Below are 19,185 nucleotides of genomic sequence, written 5' to 3' on the forward strand. Positions count from 1 at the left end.
CCGATCGTGGCGAGCACTGCTGACTTCAAGAACGGACTTGTTCTGCAGATCGATGGACAGCTGTGGTCCATCGTGGAATTCCAGCACGTTAAGCCCGGTAAGGGTCCGGCCTTCGTGCGTACCAAGCTCAAGAACGTGCTCTCGGGCAAGGTTGTCGACAAGACCTACAACGCCGGCGTGAAGGTGGAGACCGCCACCGTCGACCGGCGCGACACCACCTACCTCTACCGCGATGGCTCCGACTTCGTGTTCATGGACAGCCAGGACTACGAGCAGCACCCATTGCCGGAGTCGCTGGTGGGAGATGCCGCCCGATTCCTGCTGGAGGGCATGCCGGTGCAGGTGGCGTTTCACGACGGAGCGCCGCTGTACATCGAGCTGCCGGTGACCGTCGAGATCGTGGTCACCCATACCGAGCCGGGTTTGCAGGGCGACCGCTCCAGCGCCGGCACCAAGCCGGCCACCCTGGAGACGGGCGCCCAGATCAACGTGCCGCTGTTCATCAACACCGGGGACAAGCTGAAGGTGGATTCGCGTGACGGCGGCTACCTGGGCAGGGTCAACGCCTGAGTATGCCTGAGGGAAGGCCGGGCAAACCGGTTAAAGGACGTCACCAGGCCCGCAAGCGTGCGGTGGACCTGATGTTCGAGGCTGAGGCGCGGGGCCTGGGCCCGGGCGAGATCGCGGACCTGCGCACCGAGCTGGCCGAGACGAAGCCGGACGTGGCGCCGCTGCACCCGTACACGGCGGCGGTGGCGCGCGGGATTGGCGAGCACGCCGCTCACATCGACGACCTGATCACGTCGCAACTGCAGGGCTGGACGCTGGACCGGTTGCCGGCCGTGGATCGTGCCATCCTGCGAGTCGCGGTGTGGGAACTGTTGTATGCCGACGACGTGCCCGAACCGGTCGCCGTCGATGAAGCCGTCGAGCTGGCCAAGGAATTGTCCACCGACGACTCGCCGAGCTTCGTCAACGGTGTGCTGGGACAGGTCATGCTGGTGAGGCCGCAGATTCGGGCGGCTGCCGCGGCGGTCCGGCAGGCGGTCCCGGATGAATCGTCGCGCCTGCCGGAAAACCAGGGATCGTGCTGATGAGCAGGCTCGAGTTGCGTGTCGTGGTCGCGGCCTGGATGGCAGCGGCGGTGATCCTCGGCGCGGTCATATGCGCCGCCTACGGGTGGGCCATCGTCGCCTCCGCACTGTCGATCTACGCCCTGGGCGTGGGTGCCTGGCTGTACCACTCGGTCGAGCGGCTGATTCTGGCCCGCCGGATCAGTACGGTTCGTACCGCGGCCAGGCCGTTACAGCCGTTGCTTCCCGTGATGGCCGCCATCATGGGTCTGACCCAGGCGGTGGTGCGCTCGTTGGGCGATGTCACGGACTTGCCCGCGCGCCGCTGGGAGCTTCCCCAGTTCCCGCAGCTTCCGGTGCTGCGCTGGGTGGACAGCGGCCGGGGAAACCGGCGGGTCGTCGACAGCGACGACGAGTTCGAAGCCTGACCGAACGGATCGCACCCTCAAGCGCCGCGGTCAGGGCGAACATTCGGTGCCGGATTGGGGCTAGATCCGGCCCCATGACTCGATAACCTGCAAGGGTGAGTTTTCGGGTATGAAAGGTACGCCGCGGGCGATACCTAAGCCGCCCGCCGGCGCGTCCCGCACCACTAGAACAGGTGACGATATGAAGCGATACAGCACCCGCCCGCGACGACTTCGTGTCTCCGCTCTGGCTGCGGTAGCCAACCCGTCATACGCACGTGTTGATACGTGGAACCTGCTCGACGACGCGTGCTGTCACCTCGCCGAGGTCGACCTGGCCGGGATGGACATCACCCACGACATGGCGAAAGTGCGGCGGCTGATGGACCGCATCGGCGCCTACGAACGGTATTGGCTTTATCCGGGCGCACAGAACCTGGCAAATTTTCGCGCACACCTGGAAAGCAAGTCCACGGTGCGGCTCAAAGAAGAGGTCTCCCTGGCGGTCCGTCTGCTGGGTGAATATGGTGACCGCACAGCACTTTTCGATACTTCGGCGCCGCTGGCCGAGCAGGAACTGGTGGCCCAGGCCAAGCAGCAGCAGTTCTACACCGTGCTGGTCGCCGATGATGCGCCCACATCGGCGCCCGACTCGTTGGCCGAGCACCTTCGGGCATTGCACAATCCGTCTGACGACGTCCAGTTCGAAGTCCTGCTCGCCCCGAGTGTCGAGGACGCGATCACCGCGGTCGCACTCAACGGCGAGATACAGGCCGCAATCATCCGGCACGACCTGCCACTTCGGTCCCGGGACCGGCTGCCGCTGATGAACGCACTGCTGGGGGCCAACGATGACGTGGTTGCCCCCGATAGCCCGCACGACTGGATCGAATGTGGGGAATGGATCAGGGAGCTGCGCCCGCACATCGACCTCTACCTGCTCACCGACGAGTCGATCGCAGCCGGGGCCGAGGACGATCCGGACGTATACGACCGGACTTTCTACCGGCTCAACGATGTCACCGATCTGCACAGTACGGTGCTGGCCGGACTACGGAACCGGTTCGCCACACCGTTTTTCGATGCTCTGCGGGCCTACGCCGCGGCTCCGGTAGGCCAGTTCCACGCGCTTCCGGTCGCGCGCGGCGCCAGCATCTTCAACTCCAAGTCGCTGCAGGACATGGGGGAGTTCTACGGCCGCAACATCTTCATGGCCGAGACGTCGACCACGTCGGGCGGTCTGGATTCGCTGCTGGACCCGCACGGCAACATCAAGAAGGCCATGGACAAGGCCGCCAGTACCTGGAACGCCGACCACACCTATTTCGTCACCAACGGCACCTCGACCGCGAACAAGATTGTCGTGCAGTCCCTCACCCGACCGGGCGACATCGTGCTGATCGACCGCAACTGTCACAAGTCGCACCACTACGGCCTGGTGCTCGCCGGTGCCTACCCGCTGTATCTGGACGCCTATCCGCTGCCCCCGTTCGCCATCTATGGGGCGGTATCGCTGCACACGATCAAGCAGGTGCTGCTCGACCTGGAGGCGGCCGGACAGCTGCACAAGGTGCGCATGCTGCTGTTGACCAACTGCACCTTCGACGGCGTCGTCTGCAACCCGCGGCTGGTCATGGAGGAGGTGCTGGCGATCAAGCCGGATATCTGTTTCCTCTGGGACGAGGCCTGGTACGCGTTTGCCACCGCGGTCCCATGGGCCCGGCAGCGCACCGCGATGGTGTCCGCGGAGTACCTCGAATCAATGTTGGCCTCTGACGAATACGGCGCCGTATACGAGAAGTGGCGCGCCTCCATGCAAGGGATTCCGCGGTCGCAGTGGGCCGAGCACCGATTGCTGCCGGATCCGAAACGGGCACGGGTGCGCGTCTACGCCACGCACTCCACCCACAAGTCGCTCTCGGCGCTGCGGCAGGCATCGATGATCCACGTCCGTGACCAGGACTTCAACGCCCTGACCCGCGACGCGTTCGGCGAGGCGTTTTTGACTCACACCTCGACCTCGCCCAACCAGCAACTGCTGGCCTCGCTGGACCTGGCGCGCCGCCAGGTCGATATCGAGGGATTCCAATTGGTCCGGCAGGTCTACGACATGGCGCTGGTGTTTCGGCACCGTGTTCGTAAAGACCGCCTGATCAGTAAGTGGTTCCGCATTCTCGACGAAGCCGATCTGGTTCCCGAGGAGTTCCGGGCCTCATCGGTCAGCTCCTACCGCCAAGTCAGACAGGGAGCTCTGGCCGAGTGGAACGAGGCATGGCGATCGGATCAGTTCGTGCTGGACGCCACCCGGGTCACCCTGTTCATCGGGAGCACCGGGATGAACGGATACGACTTCCGCGAGAAGATCTTGATGGAGCGATTCGGGATCCAGATCAACAAGACGTCGATCAACAGCGTGCTGCTGATCTTCACCATCGGAGTGACCTGGTCGAGCGTTCACTACCTGCTCGACGTGTTGCGCCGGATCGCCACGGACTTCGATCGGAGCCAGCGGGCGGCCAGCGCGGCCGACTGGGCGCTGCATGAGCGTCGCGTTGAGGAGATCACCCAGGACTTGCCGCATCTGCCCGACTTCAGCGAGTTCGACATTGCGTTCCGCCCCGATGATGCGAGCAGTTTCGGCGACATGCGGTCGGCCTTCTACGCCGGCTATGACGAATCCGACCGCGAGTACGTCCAGATCGGCATGGCCGGGCGCCGCCTGGCCGAGGGCAGAACATTGGTCTCCACCACATTCGTCGTGCCTTACCCTCCGGGCTTCCCGGTGCTGGTCCCGGGCCAGGTGGTGTCCAAAGAGATCGTCTACTTCCTGGCTCAGCTCGACGTCAAAGAAATCCATGGCTACAACCACGAACTCGGGTTGTCGGTGTTCACCGACGTCGCGCTGAAACGGATGGAGGCGGCTCGCAATGTGATCGCCTCGGCGGGCGCGGAGCTGCCGGCCTTCGAGCTTGCGCCGGCTTCTTCGGTTGTCAACGGTGACGGTGTGCTTCAGGCCGTCGCCGACGACGCCTGACGCAGCTAGGGCAGCCGCGGATACCGGGGCAGCTCGATGGACTCGGCGATGGTGAACCACTTTCTTTCGGCGAAGAAGCGAAACGGCCAGCGCTGCATGTACTTCATCGCCGCAGCGTTTGACCGGATCTCGGACTCCGACATCGGCAGAAAGCGATCGATGCTGTTCGGCAGGTCCTGACAGTTGGCTACATACGGCCGCAGCACGGTCTCGTAGCGGGCCAACGCGGCCGCCAGCGCGGCCTCGTCGATGCCGTCGCCGTGGGCCGGGCCCAACTCGCCGGCCAGCACGTATGCACCCACCAGCGCCAGGCTGGTGCCCATGCCGCTCAGCGGCGATGCGCAGTAGCCGGCGTCGCCGACCAGCGTGACCCGTCCGCGTGACCACGCGTCCAGATGAATCTGGACGATTGCGTCCAGGTAGAAGTCATCGGCCTCGCGCGCCGCGGCGATCAGCGCGTCGGATTGCCAGCCGGCACCGGCGAAGCGGGCGGCGAGCAGATCGCGTTGGGCGTCCAGGTCGGCACGGTCGTAGCGGATCGGAGCGGAGCGAAATGCCAGTCCGGCCTTGGCTGTCGCGGGATCGTGCGACGGGCGCATCGACGCGTTGAGCCCTCCGGGGGCCTGGTACATCAGGTACCAGCCGTTGAGGCCGACCGTGTCGGGTGCGCTGAACCAGGCGTTGTAGCCGCCCAGCGGCCGGGCGAACTGCTCTTCGGGGCCAAAGGCCAGCCGTCGGACACCCGAGTGTGGACCGTCGGCGCCGACCACCAGATCCGCCCGCACCGTCGTCCCGTCGGACAGCCTCGCCTGGACCGCGTCGCCCGACGGTGCCAGATCGGTGATGCGGGTACCGAATCGGTAGTCGGTGCCGGCGGCGGTGGCCCGGTAGAGCACCGCAGCCAGGTCACCGCGCAGAATCTCGAGCTCGCTGACCGGTCCGTTGCCGTGGAAGGCCTCAACCGGCATCTCGGCGCGGCGCCGGCCGTCCGCCCGTATCCAGGCGATGCCGCGCTGGCGCAGGCTGCGCTGGCGCATCTGCTCCAGCAGTCCCATCCGTTCGATGACCAGCCGTCCGGCCCCCCGCAAGTCGACGGTCTGACCGCCCGGGCGGATGTCGTCGGCGAGTTCGGTCACCACCACCTGGTATCCGCTGTGGGTGAGCCAGAATGCCAGCGCCGGGCCGGCGATCCCCGCGCCGCTGATCAGGACGATCGGCTTCGCCATGGGGCTCAGCCTAGGGCAGCGGTTCCAGTGGGTGCGAAGCTGTGCTCAGGGGGCAAACCGTGGCATCGGGGCGCGGTTGAGCCGCAGGATCCTGGTGTACAGCAGACTGTCGTTGGGTTCGGGACCCATGGTCGGATAGACGGCGTGACGGCAGAGTCTGGCCTCCAGGACGAACCCGGCGCGCTGCAGCAGCCGCGCCGACCGGGCGTTGTCGACGTGGCATGTTGCCCAGACGCGGCATCCGGCGGCGTCGGCCGGCAGCCCGGCCAGCAACAGGCTCAGCGCCTCGGACATGAAACCCATGTCCCACCATTGCCGGCCCAGACAGTAGCCAACCTCGATCGAGCGGGGCGCGTCGCTTCGGCAGCTGATCAGGCCGACGATCTCGCCGCTGCCGTGTAGCGAGATCACCCAATTGCGTTCGTAGCGGCTCCGGCTGAGCTGGTTGATCAGCACTCGGCGGGTTTCCGCCACGTTGCGGTGTGCTCTCCACAGCAGGAAGCGGGTGACTTCGGGATCTTTGGCGATCTTCTTGTATATCGGGCCGGCGTCGTCGAGTTTGGGTGGCCGCAGCAGCAGACGCCGGCTGTCCAGGTATCGAGGGGGGAAGTGGGCCATCTCGACCTCGCGCCGCTACAGTCCGAGCGCGCGGTAGGTGCGCCGGACGAACCGGGGTTGTGCCGTGCGCAGTTTGGCCAGCCCCGGGTTGCCCGCGACCGCAGCCGCCGCGTTCACGGACAAGTCGGGACAATGCTGAATCAGATACAGCAGGATCAGGTCGGCGCCAGGATCGGCCTGCCACCAGGTCCCGTAGGCACCGGGCCAGCTGAAGGTGCCAAGCCCGCCCGGGCCGAACAGTGGAGTGGACTGAACCGGGTCGGTCACCACCGACAGGTTCAGCCCGAACCCGCGGCCCACCCAGAAGGGCGCCCCGAGAAAGTTGTGTCGCTTGTGCTCGTCGCTGAGCCGGTCGGTGCGCATCAGCCGCACCGACTCCGGTGAGAGAACCCGAACGCCGTCGATCGTCCCGTCGCCGAGCAGTAGCCGGACAAATCTCAGGTAGTCGTCGGCGGTTGACCACAATCCGCCGCCGGCGTTGCAGAACGACGGAGGCCGCACGTGCGGCGGGCCCATGACGTCGTGCCGTAGCTGGTCCAGCTCGTCGAGGCGGTACATGGTTGCGGCGCGGCGCTGGGCCTGTGTCGACACGAAGAAGCCGGTGTCGGTCATGCCGGCCGGGCCCAGTATTCGCTCGTCGAGCACCTGGTAGAAAGGCTTGTCGTCGATGCGGGACATGATGACGCCGAGCAGATCGATGGCGTGGCTGTAGGTGACCCGCTCGCCGGGCTGGTGCACCAGTGGCAGCGCGGCGAGTTCGGCCAGCCAGGCGTCGGAACCATGACCAAATGGCAATCGCATGTACGCCCGCGAAATGTCCCCGGACACCGAAAAACTGTAGGCCAGCCCGCTGGTGTGGGTCAGCAGGTCCTCGATGAGGATCGGCCGTCGGGTGGGGTGCGTGCGGTCCAACGGGCCGTGCGGGTCGTCAAGCACCCGGATGTCGCGCAACTCGGGCGCCCAGCGTGTGATCGGGTCACGCAGGGCTATTTTGCCCTCGTCGACCATGCTCATGGCCGCGGCAACGGTGACGGGTTTGGTCATGGACGCGATGCGAAACAGCGTGTCGCGCTGCATCGGCAGGCCCGCCTCGACGTCTCGGTAGCCGATTTCGTTGACCTGCAGTACTTCTCCGTGCTGCCAAACCACGGTCACTGCGCCGGAGAGCAATCCGGCATCGCAGACCTCGCGGATACCAGCCTGGTTGGCGTCGAGATTCACCGGATTGAGGTTAGCCGCTGGCGGTCGGCGGGTCAGGCGGCGGCCGTCCGATGGTTTGCGGGCGCCGGCGAACCACGCCGCGCGTGGACCGCGCCAACGAGGTCGGGCAACGCCCACGGCTTCGCGGTGGTGCCGGATTGATTGCTAGTTCTGCGAAAGGCCTTCTCGGTCAGTGGTCGCGTGTTACTGTCGCGCTCTCCGGCAAATGCGATCTGGGGAACATGCTGTGAGGGCAATGGCGCGCGAATGACTGCAGTGTTGTTGCTGGTGAACCAGGGTGCGGGGTGCAGTCACCAAGACCCGCCACCATGGACGGGGCCGAACTGGCTGGCGCTGTCCATGTGCTACGACGAGGGTAGCGACCCGCTGCTCATTACCACCGGTCGGATAACTCAGCAAAGGTTGGCCATGAATGGCTTGATCTCCCAAGCGCGCACCTCCCACCGACTTCTCTCCCGTCCCTGCCGTCGATTCTCGACCCCGACGTCTGTCGCAATCCTGTTTGCGACGGCACTTGTCGCAACGGTCATGACCGGGTGCGGGCACAAATCCACAACGGCAACCTCGCAAACCCCAGGGGCGTCGGGAACCTCTGCCACCACGGCGACATCCGGGGCCACGGGCGCCCCATCACCACAAGCCCAGCAGATCTTGCAAGACAGTTCCAAGGCGACCAAGGGCCTGCATTCGGTTCACGTCGCGGTGAACGTCACCGATCTACCGAAGCTGCCGTTCGAAAGCGTGAATGCCGACGTGACCAATCAGCCGCAGGGCAACGGCCAGGCGGTAGGCAATGCCAAGGTCCGGATGCAGCCGGATGCTCCGGCCGTCGCGACCGACTTCCTGGTCACGAACAAGATCATGTACACCAAGAACGGCGAGACCTACACGTCGGTCGGTCCGGCCCAGAGGATCTACGACCCGGGCATCATCCTGGACAAGGACCGTGGCCTGGGTGCGGTGATCGCACAGGTGCAGAACCCGAAGATCGAAGGAAACGAAACGGTCGACGGCATGGCAACCGTCAAGGTGTCGGGCACCATCGACGGCGCGGTGATCGATCCGATCGTGCCTCAGTTGGGTAAGGACGGGAGGACGATGCCGATCACCCTGTTGATCGTTGACACCAGTGCCCAGGCTCCGGCGAGTTCGACCGCCGAGTCGCCGGCACCGGAGCCGCCGGCGGCAAACCTGGTCCGGATGGTGGTCGACAAAGGCCAGGGCAACGTCGAGATAACCCTGTCCAACTGGGGTGTCCCGGTGACCATCCCCAACCCGACGGGGTAACACGGTAGCGGTGGACTTCGGATTGAGAACCGGCCCGGAAACGCAGCATGGGGGAAAGGGCTGCCGGTAGTTTCCGGGCCGGCTCTCGTCGGTGGTTCGCCGTGCGGGCGCAACAGATCTGGTGCCGCGTCGTTGCAGACACCCCAGTTCCGCGATCCGGAATTCCGTTGAGAATCCTCCAAGGTCGTCGCTCCAGTATTGGGGTCACTTCGCCGGAAATGGCGATTAGCAACCGATCTCACCCGACCACACCTGGAGGAATACGAATGCCGAACGACCTCTCAGAAGTTCAGGAGCGCCCTGGGCTACGTCCTGCTCCTCCGCCCGGAGGGCCGCCGATGGCCGACGTATGGGTCTACAACGGAAGGGCCTACGACCTCAGCGATTGGATTTCCAAACACCCCGGCGGCGCCTTCTTCATCGGGCGGACCAAGAACCGCGACATCACCGCCATCATCGCCGCCTACCATCGCGACCCGGCCAAGATCGAGCGGATGCTGCAACGATATGCGTTGGGGCGCGACGCGACTCCCAGAGATATCCATCCCAAGCACAACGCGCCGGCGTTCTTGTTCAAAGACGATTTCAACAGTTGGCGCGATACCCCCAAGTACCGCTTTGACGACCGGAACGACCTGATGCACCGCGTCAAAGCCCGGCTGAACGAGCCCGCGCTGGCCGCCCGGATCAAGCGCATGGATCGACTTTTCAACATCGTTGTGGCGCTGCTGGCGGTTGCCTATTTCGCCGTGCAGGGTCTGCGATTGCTCGACACCCGATGGATGCCGTTGCCGGCCTTCGTGATCGCGATGGTGTTGTTGCGCAGCTCGCTTGCCGGCTTCGGTCACTACGCCTTGCACCGCGCCCAACGGGGCGTCAACAGGGTGCTCGGGAATAGCTTCGATATGAACTATGTGGCACTGGCTTTGGTGACCGCTGACGGACATACCCTGCTGCACCACCCGTACACGCAAAGCGATGTGGACATCAAGAAGAACGTGTTCACCATGATGATGGGACTGCCCCGGTTGTATCGGATCCCGGTGCATACCATTCACAAGTTCGGCCACATGTTCACCGGCATGGCCATTCGGATTGCCGACGTATGGAAAATCACCCGCAAGGTAGGTGTACAAGAGTCCTACGGAAGCTGGCGTGCGGCGCTGCCGCACTTCCTCGGCTCGTCGGGAGTGCGGCTGCTGTTGGTCACCGAGCTGGTGGTGTTCACCCTGGCGGGCGATTTTTGGGCCTGGGCCCTGCAATTCATCGTGACGCTGTGGGTCAGCACCTTCTTGGTGGTCGCCAGCCACGAGTTCGAGGACGACTCGGCGGAGGGTGTCGAGCAGGGTGAGGACTGGGGTGTGGACCAAGTCGTGCACGCCAACGACCTCACGGTGATCGGGAATCGCTACGTTGACTGCTTTTTGTCCGCGGGGTTGAGTTCGCACCGCGTTCATCACGTGCTGCCGTTCCAGCGCAGCGGATTTGCCAACATTGTCACCGAGGACGTGTTGCGGGAAGAGGCTGCAAGGTTCGGTGTCGAGTGGCTTGCGCCGAAGAGCTTCGTCGCGGACCGACTGCCCAAGCTCTGCCGCTCATATCTGTTGGCACCGTTCCGGCAGGCCAGGGAGCAAGGTTGGGGCCTGATCCGTGAGCATTGCTCACCCGCAGCCTGGAAAGCCAGCGCCAGCTACGTGGTCGCCGGCTTCGTCGGAATCGGGTCGGTATGAGCACCGCAGCCGAGGGCGGCGCAATCCGCCGGGCCGGCCACGAGCCGCGTTACGACCTCGCGCAATTGCCGCCGGCACCGCCCACCACGGTGGCCGTTATCGAAGGCATGGCCACCGGCGCCCCGCAACGGGTGGTTGCTCAGGCCGACGCCGCCGCTCGTGTTTCTGAGTTGTTTGTTGATCCGCAACAGCGGGAACGAATTTCGCGGATATATGACAAGACCCGGATTGATACCCGCAGGATGGCAGTGGATCCGCTCGACGACGAGTTCGACGAGTTCCGGCGCGAGCCGGCAACGATCCGGGACCGGATGAACCTATTCTATCAGCACGCCGTACCGCTGGCGGTCGACGTGGCCGCCCGTGCCCTCGACGGCCTCCCATACGCCCCCGACGAGATCGGCCAGCTGGTGTTCGTCACCAGCACCGGTTTCATTGCACCGGGCGTGGATGTAGAGATCGTCAAGTAGCTCGGTCTGCCCCGGTCGATATCGCGGGTGGTGGTCAACTTCATGGGTTGTGCTGCCGCAATGAACGCCATTCGCACCGCGACGAACTACGTCCGAGCCCACCCGAGCATGAAGGCATTGGTGGTGTGCATCGAATTGTCCTCGGTGAATGCGGTTTTCGCCGATGACATCAACGACGTCGTAATCCACAGTTTGTTCGGAGATGGCTGCGGCGCATTGGTCATTGGAGCCAGCCAGGTCCAGCAGCCGCTGCCCGCTGGCAACGTGGTGATCCGCAGCAGCTTCAGCCAGCTGCTCGACGACTCCGAGGACGGGATCGTGCTTGGGGTCAATCACGACGGCATCACGTGTGAGCTGTCGGAGAATCTGCCCAGCTACATCTACCGTTCGGCCGACCCGGTGGTCGCAGAGATGTTGCGGGACAACGGGTTGAGCAAGGCCGATATCGATCTGTGGGCGATACATCCGGGTGGGCCGAAGATCATCGAGCAGTCGGCACGCTCGTTGGGGATTCCCGTCGGGCGAGCCGTGCAGAGCTGGGATGTACTAGCCCAGTTCGGCAACATGTTGAGCGTATCGCTGATCTTCGTGCTGGAAATGATGGTTGCGCAGGCCGAGTCGGACAAACCCATCTCAACGGGTGTGGCGTTCGCCTTCGCCCCGGGTGTCACGGTCGAAGGCATGCTGTTCGACATCATCCGCCGCTGATGGCCGCTGCCCAGCCGAGAACCCAACCAGCCGAGACCATGCTGAGCAGGAGAAGTGTCGTGCCAATCGCATCCGATGAAATGGGCAACAATCACCCGCCTCCGGCGCCGTCATCCGGTCAGTTCCGGACCGATGACCGGGTTGCCACCGCTCCTGGATGAGCGACAACCTGCGCTGGGATAGCTTGACGTTGCGGGACGGCGACATCGTGATCTCGGCACCGCCGAAGTGCGGCACCACCTGGACGCAACGCCTGATTTCCCTGCTCATCTTCGATGGGCCGCAGCTGCCGGCGCCGATGCACTTGGTGTCGCCGTGGCTGGACTTGACCGCCCGGCCGGTGCAGGAGGTCGCCGCCGCACTCGACGCCCAGCCCCATCGCCGGTTCATCAAGACCCACACGCCGCTGGACGGCTTGGTGCTCGAGGATCGGGTCACCTATATCGGGGTGGGGCGCGATCCCCGCGATGCCGCGGTCTCGATGCTGATGGACCAGCACCGGATGCGGGCGCTGCACGAGGTGCTGGGGCCGCCAGGTGAGCGATTCGCGCCCCCGGGTTTGGACTTCGACGGCGAGTTCAGCCCGCTCGATGTGATGCGGCGCTGGCTGGAAGGGCCCAACGTACCCACCGAGGGGGTCGCTTCGTTGGCCACCATCCTGCATCACTTCGCCACGTTCTGGGACCGGCGCAGGCAGCCCAACGTCGCGATGTTCCACTACGCGGACTACCGGGCGGACCTCGTCGGTGAACTGTTGCGCCTCGGCTCGGTCCTGGGTATCGAGCTGGGTCCCGATCGCGCCGCGGAGTTGGCCGAACACGCCACCCTCGACGCCATGCGCGCGCACGCCGATGCGCTTGCTCCCGCGGCCACCCGCGGCGTCTTACCCGGGCACCAGCCGCGTACCGAAGCCCCCTTCTTCCGGGCCGGTGGACGTGGCCAGTGGCACGACATTTTCACCGCCGCCGAGCATCGGCGTTACGGCGAACGCGCGGCCGAATTGGCCGGGAATCTGGGCGGCCCGGAGTTCCTCGACTGGGCTCACCGGGGTCGCGGGGACCGCCGTGGCCCCGTCGGGCGGGGGGAGTCCTGATGGCCACCCGAGTTGGGTATCGCTCGTGGATCAGCGACAACCGGCGTTGGGACGCGCTGGAGCTGCGCGAGGGCGACATCGTGATTTCGGCACCGTCGAAGTGCGGCGTCACGTTGACCCAGCGCCTGGTGTCGCTGCTGGTCTTCGATGGACCGCAGTTGCCGGGGCCGCTGGCCGAGGTTTCGCCATGGCTGGATAGGACGGTCCGGCCGGTGAACGAGGTTGTTGCCGCCCTCAACGCGCAGGGCCACCGCCGATTCATCAAGACCCACACGCCGCTGGACGGCCTGGTGCTCGATGACCGGGTCACCTACATCGGTGTGGGCCGCGACCCGCGCGACGCCGCGATGTCGGAGCTTTTCCAGTGGGACAACATGAACCACGCCAACCTCAACCGGAGGGGGTCCGCCGCCGGCGATCGACAGGATGATCCCACGCCCATCCAGGCCTTCCGGGCCTGGATGGAAGGGCCGATCATGCCCCCGGAAGGCCCGGTTGCACCCCCACCTTCGGCGATCGCGCCGCCCCCCGGCCCCGGATTCCCGCCTCCGCACGGGGGACCGGGCCCCATGCCGCCCATGGCCAAACACATCGGCTCGCTGTCCAACATCCTGCATCACTTCAACACGGTCTGGTCGCGACGTCAGCTGCCCAACGTGTCGATGTTCCATTACACCGACTACCGCGCCGACCTCGTGGGTGAGCTGATCCGCCTGGCGGGGGTCCTGGGCTGCTCCCTTGGCCGCGATCGTGCCGAGGAGCTCGCGCAGCATGCCAAGCTGAACTCGATGCGTGCGCGCGCCGCCGAACTCGCCCCCGAGTCCACCGAAGGCATTTGGCGCAGCAACGAGCGCTTTTTCCGGGCCGGTGGTAGCGGCGAATGGCAGGAGTTCTTCGACGAGCGCGTCTATCGCCGCTACTACGATCGCATCAACCAGCTGGCCGCGCCGGATCTGCTGGCCTGGGCGCATGAGGGTCGCCGGGGCTGTGATCCCGCCGGGCCGGTGGGCTGAGCTGCGCTAGTTTTGCCGCCGCGCGCGGACGTACCAGAAGGCCAGCTCGATGGGCTGCCCGTCGGATCCACCGAGTTGGCGGTTCACCGTGACCGGATCCAGCGCCGCGATCTCCCAGCCCGCACCGCCTAGCACGTCGCGCAGCGTCTGCTCGGGCACCGCCGGGCGCGGCTGTTGTTCGTTGGGCGGGTTGGCATCGCAGAAGCAACTCATCAGCAGGGTGGCGCCAGGTCTGGTGGCGCGGTGCACCGCGGCCGCATAGCTGCGCTTGCCCTCGTCGTCGAGGCAGTGGAACATGCCGCTGTCGATCACGGTGTCGAAGGCGTCGGTGTAACCGTCGAGCTTGGTGGCGTCGGCCACCGCAAACGTGACGTGCACGCCCGCGTCATCGGCTCGGCGCGCCGCGGTGATCAGCGCGGTCGGGGAAATGTCCAGGCCGGTCACCGGGTGTCCGTGCGCAGCCAGGTAGATCGCGTTGTCGCCCAGCCCACAACCGATGTCCAGCACGTCGCCGTGCACCCAGCCGCCGGCTTGCCAGGCGATGACATTTTCTTTGGGAGCCTTGGTATCCCACGGGGGCGTCGTCATCGGCGCAACGCCCGGGCGCGGGCTCTCGCCGCGGTACAGCGCATCAAAATCCATCTGTTGCAGCCCGGCGGGAAAACCGGTGGAATCCCCAGAAGCGGTGGAGTCCCTCACCTATGCCAGGGTATCCCCACGGCGGGCCCCGCATCGTGGCCGCGGGCGCGCAATGCTACGGTGTCGGGCAGTCGACATCCTTTAACGACCCGTCCGGAGAGGCGGAGAAGGAGGTCAGGTTCTCGCATGGGTGCCGCCAATGATGCCGTGGATGGCAGGGAGTTGATGTCCGCGGCCGACGTCGGTCGAACTATTTCCCGCATTGCGCACCAGATCATCGAAAACACCGCGCTGGATAGCCCGGACTCGCCACGCGTCGTGTTGCTCGGGATCCCGACTCGCGGTGTGATCCTGGCGTCGCGGTTGGCGGCCAACATCGGTGAATACAGTGGCATCGAGGTCGACCATGGTGCGCTGGACATCACGCTGTATCGCGATGATCTGATGAGCAAACCGCCGCGGCCGCTGGAGGAGACCGAGATCCCGGCCGGCGGCGTCGACGACGCCTTGGTGATTCTGGTCGATGACGTGCTTTACTCCGGGCGCTCGGTGCGCTCGGCGCTGGACGCGTTGCGCGATGTCGGGCGGCCGCGATCGGTCCAGCTGGCCGTGTTGGTCGACCGCGGGCACCGGGAACTGCCGGTGCGCGCGGACTACGTGGGCAAGAACGTGCCCACCGCCCGCAGCGAAAGCGTGCATGTCCAATTCAGCGAACACGACGGCCACGATGGGGTGGTGATCTCTCGATGACACCCAGGCATCTGCTGGCGGCGGGCGACTTGAGCCGCGACTACGCCATTTCGATCCTTGACGACGCCGACCGCTTCGCGCAGGCCCTGGTTGGCCGTGAGGTCAAGAAGTTGCCGACGCTGCGCGGTCGCACCGTGGTGACGATGTTTTACGAGAACTCGACACGAACCCGGGTGTCCTTCGAGGTGGCCGGTAAGTGGATGAGCGCGGACGTGATCAATGTCAGCGCGAGCGGGTCCTCGGTCAGTAAGGGCGAGTCGCTGCGCGACACCGCGCTGACCCTGCGTGCGGCTGGCGCCGACGCCCTGATCATCCGGCACCCCGCGTCCGGGGCGGCGCGGCTGCTCGCCGATTGGACCGCCGGCCAATCCGACGGTGGCCCTTCGGTGATCAACGCCGGCGACGGCACTCACGAGCACCCGACGCAGGCGCTGCTGGACGCCCTGACCATCCGGCAGCGGCTCGGTGGCATCGAGGGCCGGCGCGTCGTCATCGTCGGCGACATCCTGCACAGCCGGGTGGCCCGCTCCAACGTCATGCTGCTGCACACGCTGGGTGCCGAGGTGGTGCTGGTGGCGCCGCCCACCTTGCTGCCGGTGGGTGTCGCGGATTGGCCGGTCACCGTATCCCATGACCTTGACGCCGAGCTTCCCGCCGCCGACGCGGTGCTGATGCTGCGGGTGCAGGCCGAGCGGATGAACGGCGGATTCTTCCCCTCGGTGCGGGAGTACTCGACCTTGTACGGTCTGTCCGACCGTCGGCAGGCGATGCTGGGCGGTCACGCGGTGGTGCTGCATCCCGGGCCGATGCTGCGCGGCATGGAGATCGCCTCATCGGTTGCCGACTCGTCACAGTCGGCTGTGTTGCAACAGGTTTCCAACGGAGTCCACATACGCATGGCGGTGCTGTTCCATGTCCTGGTTGGACTCGAGTCGGCTGGGGAAGAGGGTGCGGCGTGAGCGTTCTGCTGCGCGGAGTGCGGTTGTACGGCGAGGGCGAACGGGTCGACGTGCTCGTCGACGACAACCAGATCGCTGACATCGGGACCGGACTGGCCATCCCCGATACGGCGGATGTCATCGATGCCACCGATCACGTGCTGCTGCCGGGGCTGGTCGACCTGCACACCCACCTGCGCGAGCCGGGCCGCGAATATGCCGAGGACATCGAGACCGGTTCGGCGGCAGCAGCGCTGGGTGGCTACACGGCGGTGTTCGCGATGGCCAACACCCATCCGGTGGCCGACAGTCCGGTGGTCACCGACCACGTCTGGCACCGGGGACAGCAGGTCGGTTTGGTCGACGTACATCCCGTCGGCGCCGTCACGATCGGGCTCGCCGGAACTGAACTCACCGAGATGGGCATGATGAATGCCGGTGTCGCCGCGGTGCGGATGTTCTCCGACGACGGGATCTGCGTGCACGACCCGCTGATCATGCGCCGCGCTCTCGAATACGCCACCGGCCTGGGTGTGCTGATCGCCCAGCACGCCGAGGAGCCCAGGCTGACCGTCGGTGCGGTCGCCCACGAAGGCCCGAATGCCGCGCAGTTGGGCCTGGCGGGTTGGCCCAGGGCGGCTGAGGAATCGATTGTGGCCCGCGACGCGCTGCTGGCCCGAGACGCGGGCGCGCGGGTTCACATCTGCCACGCCTCCACCGTGGGAACCGTTGAAATATTGAAATGGGCTAAATCACAAGGTATTTCGATCACAGCGGAGGTTACTTCGCATCACCTGCTGCTCGATGACCGCAGACTGTCCGGCTACGACGGGGTGAATCGGGTCAATCCACCGCTGCGCGAGGCGTCTGATGCGATGGCGCTGCGACAGGCGCTGGCCGACGGGATCATCGATTGTGTGGCCACCGATCACGCGCCGCACGCCGAGCACGAGAAATGCGTCGAGTTCTCCGCGGCGCGCCCGGGCATGCTCGGGCTGCAGACCGCGCTGTCGGTGGTGGTGCAGACGATGGTGCAGCCGGGTCTGCTGAGCTGGCGCGATGTCGCGCGGGTGATGAGCGAGAACCCGGCGGGAATCGTGGGGCTGCCCGATCATGGCCGGCCGCTCGAGGTAGGGGAGCCGGCCAACCTGACCGTGATTGATCCCGACGCCACCTGGACTGTCACCGGGGCCGACCTGGCCAGCCGCTCGGCCAACACCCCGTACGAGTCGATGACCTTGCCCGCCCGGGTCACGGCGACGCTGTTGCGTGGAAAGATCACCGCCAGGGACGGAAAGAGCCCGGCATGAACTCAGGCACGCTGATCGGCTCCCTGATCTTTGCGGCCGTGCTGGCGGTGTTGATCGCGATGGTGATCGCGCTGATGATCAGGGGCTGGCGGCGTCGCGCGCGACTGCAAAGCGAGCTGATCGGTGCGTTGCCCGACCTGCCCGCCGCGGTGGGTCCCGCGTCGGTCATCACTTGCGGCATGTACGTCGGTTGCACCCTGGCGCCGGCGTCCAACCATCGGGTTGTGGTCGGCGACCTCGGGTACCGCAGCCGGGCGGAACTGACCCGTCATCCGGACGGAATTCTGGTGAAACGTGCGCGGGCGCAGCCGATTTGGATCCCACAGGATTCGATCACCGCGGTACGCACCGAGCGCGGAATCGCCGGCAAGATCGCGGCGCGCGACGGGATACTGGCAATCCGGTGGCGACTGCCATCAGGTACTGAGATCGACACCGGGTTCCGGGCAGACAATCGTGACGAGTACGACGGCTGGCTAGCAGGCTGGCTTCAGCCCCGAACGGAGGGAATCGTGTGAGCAAAGCCTTGCTCGTACTTGAAGATGGCCGAGTCTTCACCGGAATGTCATTCGGTGCGGTTGGCCAAACACTGGGGGAAGCCGTTTTCAGCACCGGCATGTCCGGCTATCAGGAGACGCTGACCGATCCCAGTTACCACCGCCAGATCGTGGTGGCCACCGCCCCGCAGATCGGCAACACCGGCTGGAACGACGAGGACGGCGAGAGCCGCGGCGACAAGATCTGGGTCGCGGGCTACGCGGTACGTGACCCGTCGCCGCGCGCCTCCAACTGGCGCTCATCGACGACACTGGAAGACGAGCTCATCCGCCAGCGCATCGTGGGGATCGCCGGCATCGACACCCGCGCAGTGGTGCGTCATCTACGCAGCCGCGGCTCGATGAAGGCCGGTGTGTTCTCCGGTGCGGCCCTGGCCGCCGGCACGCAAGTAGCCGAGCTGGTCGAGCGGGTGGCTGCCCAACCCCCGATGCTGGGTGCCGATCTCGCCGGAGAGGTCAGCACCCCCGAGGCGTACATCGTCGAACCAGAAGGACCGCAGCGTTTTACCGTGGTTGCCCTGGACCTCGGTATCAAGACCAACACGCCGCGCAACTTCGCCCGGCGCGGCGTTCGCAGCCATGTGCTGCCCTCGTCGGTGACCTTCGATCAGATCGCCGATATCAAGCCAGACGGCGTGTTCTTGTCCAACGGACCCGGCGATCCGGCGACCGCAGACCATGTCGTGTCGCTGACCCGTGAGGTGCTCGGTGCCGGAATCCCGCTGTTCGGTATCTGCTTCGGCAACCAGATCCTCGGCCGAGCGCTGGGATTATCGACCTACAAGATGGTGTTCGGGCACCGGGGCATCAACATTCCGGTCATCGACCACGCCACCGGGAGAGTCGCGGTAACCGCGCAGAACCACGGTTTCGCGCTGGAAGGGGAGGCCGGGCAGTCTTTCGAGACGCCGTTCGGCCGGGCCGCTGTCAGCCACACCTGCGCCAATGACGGTGTGGTCGAGGGGGTCAGACTGGTTGACGGCCGCGCATTCTCGGTGCAGTACCACCCCGAGGCCGCGGCGGGCCCACACGATGCCGAGTACCTGTTCGATCAGTTTGTTGACCTGATGGCGGGGGACCGCTGATGCTCATCGCCGCGAGCGGGTGCCCC

General features: G+C 65.7%; 17 protein-coding genes and 1 pseudogene. 14 read left to right on the top strand and 4 right to left on the bottom strand.

Going from position 1 to position 19,185, the window contains the following annotated elements:
- Window positions 1-6: 6 nt before the first annotated feature.
- From efp to MPSD_RS10850, 4 genes are all read left to right on the top strand, one after another.
- Window positions 7-570, top strand: a complete 564-nt coding sequence (efp, locus tag MPSD_RS10835) for an elongation factor P (protein ID WP_012393946.1) — start codon at window positions 7-9, stop codon at window positions 568-570.
- Between the two features lie 2 nt (window positions 571-572).
- Window positions 573-1,094 carry a transcription antitermination factor NusB gene (gene nusB / locus MPSD_RS10840; protein ID WP_015355834.1) on the top strand — a complete coding sequence of 174 codons (522 nt, stop codon included), beginning with the start codon at window positions 573-575 and terminating at the stop codon, window positions 1,092-1,094.
- On the top strand, window positions 1,094-1,501 hold the full coding sequence (locus MPSD_RS10845) for a hypothetical protein (RefSeq protein WP_012393948.1): 408 nt from the start codon (window positions 1,094-1,096) through the stop codon (window positions 1,499-1,501). Before nusB ends, MPSD_RS10845 begins: the two co-directional genes overlap by 1 nt.
- A 181-nt stretch (window positions 1,502-1,682) precedes the next feature.
- Window positions 1,683-4,514: an aminotransferase class I/II-fold pyridoxal phosphate-dependent enzyme gene (locus tag MPSD_RS10850; RefSeq protein ID WP_020787860.1), complete on the top strand. Its 2,832-nt coding sequence runs from the start codon at window positions 1,683-1,685 to the stop codon at window positions 4,512-4,514.
- Window positions 4,515-4,519: 5 nt separating this feature from the next.
- Here the strand turns inward: MPSD_RS10850 and MPSD_RS10855 are convergent, their stop codons facing one another.
- From MPSD_RS10855 to MPSD_RS10865, 3 genes are read right to left on the bottom strand one after another with little or no spacing between them, the layout of a single operon-like run.
- The gene (locus MPSD_RS10855) at window positions 4,520-5,740 is read right to left on the bottom strand and encodes an FAD-dependent monooxygenase (protein ID WP_015355831.1); all 1,221 of its coding nucleotides are present in this window, start codon (window positions 5,738-5,740) and stop codon (window positions 4,520-4,522) included.
- A 45-nt stretch (window positions 5,741-5,785) separates the two neighbouring features.
- Window positions 5,786-6,358, bottom strand: coding sequence for a GNAT family N-acetyltransferase (locus MPSD_RS10860; RefSeq protein WP_011739869.1), 573 nt, complete (start codon window positions 6,356-6,358; stop codon window positions 5,786-5,788).
- 15 nt (window positions 6,359-6,373) lie between these two features.
- Complete coding sequence (locus MPSD_RS10865) at window positions 6,374-7,579, bottom strand: serine hydrolase domain-containing protein (RefSeq protein WP_020787858.1); 1,206 nt, start codon at window positions 7,577-7,579, stop codon at window positions 6,374-6,376.
- 408 nt (window positions 7,580-7,987) lie between these two features.
- Between MPSD_RS10865 and MPSD_RS10870 the strand changes: the two genes are divergently transcribed.
- The 5 genes and pseudogenes from MPSD_RS10870 to MPSD_RS10890 all read left to right on the top strand — a co-directional run bounded on the left by MPSD_RS10870 (window position 7,988) and on the right by MPSD_RS10890 (window position 13,880).
- Entirely contained in the window at window positions 7,988-8,866 is an 879-nt protein-coding gene (locus tag MPSD_RS10870; protein WP_036427401.1) for an LppX_LprAFG lipoprotein, read from the top strand.
- 266 nt (window positions 8,867-9,132) lie between these two features.
- A complete protein-coding gene (locus tag MPSD_RS10875; protein ID WP_086084662.1) occupies window positions 9,133-10,596 on the top strand; it encodes a fatty acid desaturase in 1,464 nt (487 codons plus the stop codon).
- Window positions 10,593-11,774, top strand: a pseudogene (locus tag MPSD_RS10880) (type III polyketide synthase). The gene MPSD_RS10875 and the pseudogene MPSD_RS10880 overlap by 4 nt, the downstream one beginning before the upstream one ends.
- Window positions 11,775-11,931: 157 nt before the next feature.
- Window positions 11,932-12,867 carry a sulfotransferase domain-containing protein gene (locus MPSD_RS10885; RefSeq protein WP_232022810.1) on the top strand — a complete coding sequence of 312 codons (936 nt, stop codon included), beginning with the start codon at window positions 11,932-11,934 and terminating at the stop codon, window positions 12,865-12,867.
- A complete protein-coding gene (locus tag MPSD_RS10890; RefSeq protein ID WP_167470895.1) occupies window positions 12,867-13,880 on the top strand; it encodes a sulfotransferase domain-containing protein in 1,014 nt (337 codons plus the stop codon). Before MPSD_RS10885 ends, MPSD_RS10890 begins: the two co-directional genes overlap by 1 nt.
- 6 nt (window positions 13,881-13,886) lie before the next feature.
- Here MPSD_RS10890 and MPSD_RS10895 read toward each other — a convergent pair whose 3' ends face one another.
- A complete protein-coding gene (locus MPSD_RS10895) occupies window positions 13,887-14,531 on the bottom strand; it encodes a class I SAM-dependent methyltransferase (protein ID WP_085981921.1) in 645 nt (214 codons plus the stop codon).
- Window positions 14,532-14,705: 174 nt separating this feature from the next.
- Here MPSD_RS10895 and pyrR point away from each other — a divergent pair, with 174 nt between their 5' ends.
- From pyrR to carA, 5 genes are read left to right on the top strand one after another with little or no spacing between them, the layout of a single operon-like run.
- Complete coding sequence (gene pyrR, locus MPSD_RS10905; protein WP_020787850.1) at window positions 14,706-15,269, top strand: bifunctional pyr operon transcriptional regulator/uracil phosphoribosyltransferase PyrR; 564 nt, start codon at window positions 14,706-14,708, stop codon at window positions 15,267-15,269.
- Window positions 15,266-16,228, top strand: coding sequence for an aspartate carbamoyltransferase catalytic subunit (locus MPSD_RS10910; RefSeq protein WP_020787849.1), 963 nt, complete (start codon window positions 15,266-15,268; stop codon window positions 16,226-16,228). The genes pyrR and MPSD_RS10910 overlap by 4 nt, the downstream gene beginning before the upstream one ends.
- Window positions 16,225-17,517: a dihydroorotase gene (locus MPSD_RS10915; RefSeq protein WP_020787848.1), complete on the top strand. Its 1,293-nt coding sequence runs from the start codon at window positions 16,225-16,227 to the stop codon at window positions 17,515-17,517. The genes MPSD_RS10910 and MPSD_RS10915 overlap by 4 nt, the downstream gene beginning before the upstream one ends.
- Window positions 17,514-18,035 (top strand): PH-like domain-containing protein, encoded by a 522-nt coding sequence (locus tag MPSD_RS10920; RefSeq protein WP_012393961.1) that lies wholly within the window; start codon window positions 17,514-17,516, stop codon window positions 18,033-18,035. Before MPSD_RS10915 ends, MPSD_RS10920 begins: the two co-directional genes overlap by 4 nt.
- Window positions 18,032-19,159, top strand: a complete 1,128-nt coding sequence (carA, locus tag MPSD_RS10925; RefSeq protein WP_020787847.1) for a glutamine-hydrolyzing carbamoyl-phosphate synthase small subunit — start codon at window positions 18,032-18,034, stop codon at window positions 19,157-19,159. The genes MPSD_RS10920 and carA overlap by 4 nt, the downstream gene beginning before the upstream one ends.
- The last annotated feature ends 26 nt before the right edge of the window (window positions 19,160-19,185 follow it).

The organism is Mycobacterium pseudoshottsii JCM 15466, from assembly GCF_003584745.1.
GTDB classification, from domain to species: domain Bacteria; phylum Actinomycetota; class Actinomycetes; order Mycobacteriales; family Mycobacteriaceae; genus Mycobacterium; species Mycobacterium marinum.